Annotated in this window: 8 protein-coding genes; 1 reads left to right on the top strand and 7 read right to left on the bottom strand. The window is 45.2% G+C overall.

Translation table 11 applies throughout. The features are described 5' to 3' along the window. From QTN94_RS19210 to QTN94_RS19180, 7 genes are all read right to left on the bottom strand, one after another. A partial coding sequence (locus QTN94_RS19210; RefSeq protein ID WP_331428563.1) for an IS4 family transposase occupies positions 1-1,130 on the bottom strand: 1,130 nt, incomplete at its 3' end. An 83-nt stretch (positions 1,131-1,213) separates the two neighbouring features. Beyond that, positions 1,214-1,444 carry a hypothetical protein gene (locus tag QTN94_RS19205; RefSeq protein ID WP_331428562.1) on the bottom strand — a complete coding sequence of 77 codons (231 nt, stop codon included), beginning with the start codon at positions 1,442-1,444 and terminating at the stop codon, positions 1,214-1,216. 257 nt (positions 1,445-1,701) lie between these two features. Continuing rightward, entirely contained in the window at positions 1,702-1,995 is a 294-nt protein-coding gene (locus tag QTN94_RS19200) for a hypothetical protein (protein ID WP_331428561.1), read from the bottom strand. Next, on the bottom strand, positions 1,992-2,159 hold the full coding sequence (locus QTN94_RS19195) for a hypothetical protein (RefSeq protein ID WP_331428560.1): 168 nt from the start codon (positions 2,157-2,159) through the stop codon (positions 1,992-1,994). The genes QTN94_RS19200 and QTN94_RS19195 overlap by 4 nt, the downstream gene beginning before the upstream one ends. Positions 2,160-2,190: 31 nt before the next feature. Continuing rightward, entirely contained in the window at positions 2,191-2,466 is a 276-nt protein-coding gene (locus QTN94_RS19190; RefSeq protein WP_331428559.1) for a hypothetical protein, read from the bottom strand. 102 nt (positions 2,467-2,568) lie between these two features. Then, positions 2,569-2,700 carry a hypothetical protein gene (locus QTN94_RS19185; RefSeq protein ID WP_331428558.1) on the bottom strand — a complete coding sequence of 44 codons (132 nt, stop codon included), beginning with the start codon at positions 2,698-2,700 and terminating at the stop codon, positions 2,569-2,571. Continuing rightward, positions 2,697-3,116 (bottom strand): pyocin activator PrtN family protein, encoded by a 420-nt coding sequence (locus QTN94_RS19180; RefSeq protein WP_331428557.1) that lies wholly within the window; start codon positions 3,114-3,116, stop codon positions 2,697-2,699. The genes QTN94_RS19185 and QTN94_RS19180 overlap by 4 nt, the downstream gene beginning before the upstream one ends. A gap of 194 nt (positions 3,117-3,310) precedes the next feature. Between QTN94_RS19180 and QTN94_RS19175 the strand changes: the two genes are divergently transcribed. Further along, positions 3,311-4,003, top strand: a complete 693-nt coding sequence (locus QTN94_RS19175; protein WP_331428556.1) for a helix-turn-helix domain-containing protein — start codon at positions 3,311-3,313, stop codon at positions 4,001-4,003. Positions 4,004-4,174: the final 171 nt, after the last annotated feature.

Below are 4,174 nucleotides of genomic sequence, written 5' to 3'. Positions count from 1 at the left end.
GTAATCTCGTAGTCTGGTCGCCTGAGGACTTCCATACCTAATCGAACGGTAGACAGGACATTTCGATTTCTGACTGTATTCGCTTGAAAGTGCCTATCCCACCCTTGTTGCTGTGCATGTATTCCTACCAGCCAAAACATGAGTTGCAGAATTAAAGCTATCAGCAAAATAATATCGAACCTTTTGGGGCAACTAGTGCGGCTTTGACGTAGGCCTAATCCGTAAGCGGGACTCTTTAAGTCTCGGAAGGTTTCCTCTATCTGCATGCGCTTTGCGTAAAGCCTCACCAACTGCTTGGGAGTACGAGCCGCCGTTGGTAAGTTAGTTGCCAATACCCATGGCTCCTTTGCTGAGTCAGAGTACACTTTCGGCGATGGATGGTGACAGTTTGTTCGGGTAGAACGCTGATTCTTACGGCCTTTAGGCAATGCTCTATACAGCGCTATTTGGCAGTTGATGGCATTGCTTTGGGTCAGCTTTTGGTAACCAAGACTTTTGGCTCTGCTAGAGGCTTTGCTATGTAACTTACTGACTGGCTGCCAATTTTCGGCACCGAGTTCAGCAAATTGTACTTTACCTCTTACTCGACTCAGCCAGTACCATCCGTGCTCTTCAACAGACTTGTACCATGGCACTTTAAATCCAGCATCACTGATAATGAGTGGGGTCACAGAGGAAGGTAAAATGCTCGCCAGATCAGATAAAAACTGGTCATGAGCTGACTTAGAACACTGCTTTGAAAGTGGAAAGGCCTTTTCATATAAAGTGACCGAACGCCCTTGTAGCGCCACTGATGCTCGGAGCACCATAAGCCTCTTGTGTTCACGGATATCAGACCAATCGACGAGAACCACTGGCATGGGGTTACCCGCACAGATAAAGCTAGCATGCCAACGATAAACGGCAAGTCTCTCTTGATGCAGGTGGTGGTTACCTAAAAGACGATCCATCCGCTTTATATTGTGCTTAGTTCTAGCTTGGCAAGGCAAGTTGCGACCAAGTTCGGTGAGCGTAAGGGTTTTGCTATCAAGCAATGCTCGGCAAGCTAGCATTAAGCTATTAAGTCGCTTTAAGTGCAGTTCAGGGCAGAATTGGTAGAGAGAATCATGTAAGATATTGAGTTCGCGCATCTTGTTGTTTGGTTGTTGTTTTTTGGCGAAACCATTTGATCACATGACAAGATGTGCATCTACCTTAACTTGATGATTTTTATCTAAATCATCAGGGGATGCCTCAGCACGTAGCCACCAGACCTATGGTTGCTCAACCGATACTGCATATCTTTGGTGTTAACATACCCTTCATCATCACCTATGTAATGAAGACTAAGAAATTCAACCACTTTTAGATATAGCTCAGCCTGTTCAGGGTTGCTTTCTAGCCATTGTTTAGGCCTTGGTTTGTTCTCTAAATTCGTTGAGCGATCATCTTGCTTTATATGCATCACATATCCTTTGTAATTGGTTTTGTATATGAGTGAAGCGTAATATAAAACAAAGATTTATCGTATTGATGTCGATATATTCTTTGATGTGAATCAGATCCCCTTACACAACTTAGGTTGCAGGTCTGGATCTGGTGGCTGGCCCACGGTATAAATAATCTCTTCGACAGACGTTAGTGTGTTAAACCGCATTCAGGGCGGGCATTAGCATCAATTCTCTCCTCGGGCTGTACTCCATATCTTCACTCATAATTACCTCAACTTGCCGAACTCACGTTGAATGTGAAAATTTGCTCCTCTTTCAAGAACATCATTGCTTCTTGAAGGGTAGGGAAGAGCGCTAACTCCTTGCCGTGCGATAGCAGATAGATGGCTTCACGGTGTGCTGGGCTAAACACCGAAATCGCCCAGCCTAAGAAGGCGCCCTTGGTATCAGACTTAATGAACACGCAGGGAGGGTGGTGAACCACACTGTCTAATGCGCGAGCAACAGCGCAGAAATCCTTGGCCACCAAGCCTCGCTCGCTGGAATGTATTTTTGAAACTTTCATACCGCTGTAAGCTCCTGTGCATCCATTACAATGTAGCCGCCAGCCTGTTCAACTGCCGACTCTAACGAGTCAAACTTGCCAAGCGGAGTGACTTCGGGTTCAAAGGTCTGGTTGTGGCGCTTGAGGGCGACATCACCAAATAAACGAAGGGCGAAATACTTCATGCTTGTTCCTCCATCTCTGATTGAAACTTATTTACGCCTGACCTCCGAGCGCGTTCTGCTGGCACTTATTGATGATTGAGTTTTTGGTAGTGTGAGGAAGCGTTCGGTCGCTGGCATTGTCTATCGCCAACTGCGAAATCTCCCCTGCGAGAATGGAGTTGTTTAGAGCGCGTTTAATGAAGCTTTCTGCCTTGCTACTTGGCGCAATATGAGTGGTAACCCGGTCAAGCTTGCGTAGTATATTTGCTCGTAGGCCATAGGTGTTGGCTATCTCTGTGAGCTCATTACGGTGACGTTGGCGAAACAAGCTGCATGCCTCGTTGTACTTATGTTGTACATCCGCCAAAAAGACGCACATTGTTTGGTTTGCTTCTATATCAGATACTCTCTACAACGCGTAAGGGTTCAGTTAGCCGAGCGGTTCCATCGCTTCGCGGGCGGCGATTTCCGTTATCGCCACTATATTGATCAGCGTCTTATCTCTAGGGGGCGCTACCGTGACATATGGACAAGCGATGGTGGTCATGAGTGGTTGGTTCATAGTTCGTCCCTCTTACTTAATGGAACGGCATCATTCATTGCTTCCTTACCAAGCTCTTTCTTTACTTCTTTAAGGCGTTTTTTACGTTCATTGCGTCGGGCTTGCCTTTGATTTTGATGGAGCCATTGCCACTTCTGGACAATCTGCATCTCTTCATCGGAAAGTTTGCCTTGAATAGTGAACTCATGCTTGGCAGCGCGAATACGTAAATCAATCAGATCAGCGAGGTCATCAAGGTGAACCATAAACGGGCTGCGTTTGTGATCTTCCATTCGGAAAGTGGGAATAGGTAAAGACTGGCTGTTTGCTTTGCCATTGGCGGTTTCGGCGTTGATATGGAAGAACTCTTCGCAAATATCGCCCAACGCTACAATCGGTGTGCCAAAACGAGCATGGAGTGCATATTTTGTATTCATAATCAGTGCCCTACATCACTACACGCCGAGACGAGCATGTGATACATTGGTGAATCGGTGTTAATCGGTCTAAAACCACATTAAGAATTGCTGTTTATGTGGATTTTCTCGAATTATCTAGAGTTTTCTCGGATTTTGTTGGAATGATAGATCGGAATAATAAGATTGGTCAATGTCTGTTTTAAGGGTTTTTCGTGCGCGAATGGTTTAAAACTTCGGATTTACAGGGAATAGCTGGGTTTCCAACGACCCCTCAAGGTTTCAGTCAAAAAGCTAAAAAAGCTGATTGGATATCCCGCAGAGCTAGCGGAAGAGGCGCTGGGCTTGAATATCACATCTCAAATTTTGATGAAGAAGTGATTGCTGAACTACGCGCAAAGTATGGTGATGACGTTATTCCTGATAATGTGACGGAAATCGCAAACGTAAAAACCGTGAATGCCGTCTCTCAAATTGAAAATATGTGTGCTGTTCCCGTCTATAACGTCTATGCAGCTTGCGGTTTCAGTACATTGAACGATGTTGAGTTTCAACTTCGCACTGAGTTCCTCCCATGTGAATGGCTAAAGCGTTTCGGATTAACAGAAGAAACCGCCAGAATCATTATCTGTCACGGCGACTCAATGGACGATACCTTAAGTGATGGCGATGAGGTTCTTGTCGATATTCGAAGATTAGAACACCCAGTTAAGCACGGCGTGTACGTCGTTCGTATCGGTAAACATGTCTACGTTAAACGTCTGAAGTACAACATTATGGCAGAAGGCTATGAAGTTATCTCAGACAACAAAGAAGAATATGATTCATTTATCGTGAACGAGGACAAACTCAACGAGTTCGCGGTGATAGGAAAAGTCGTCACCACCGTCATGAAGGCGGTGGTTTAGAAACGCAAAGGCGACCTTAGGGTCGCCTTTTTTATTTTCAGCCCTAAACCACCTACTTCAGTAGGTGGTTATCATCCGTTTCGGCTTTGCCTGTAAAACTACTCATGCTAAATGCGTCTTTGATTTTTCCAGAAGTCAAAGAGGACAAATAACATGAGTAGATACAATCAA

This window comes from Vibrio sp. M250220 (assembly GCF_036533795.1).
In the GTDB taxonomy this organism is placed as follows: domain Bacteria; phylum Pseudomonadota; class Gammaproteobacteria; order Enterobacterales; family Vibrionaceae; genus Vibrio.
The sequence above is the reverse complement of the archived record's forward strand: the minus strand, read 5'-3'. Positions and strand labels throughout refer to the sequence as shown.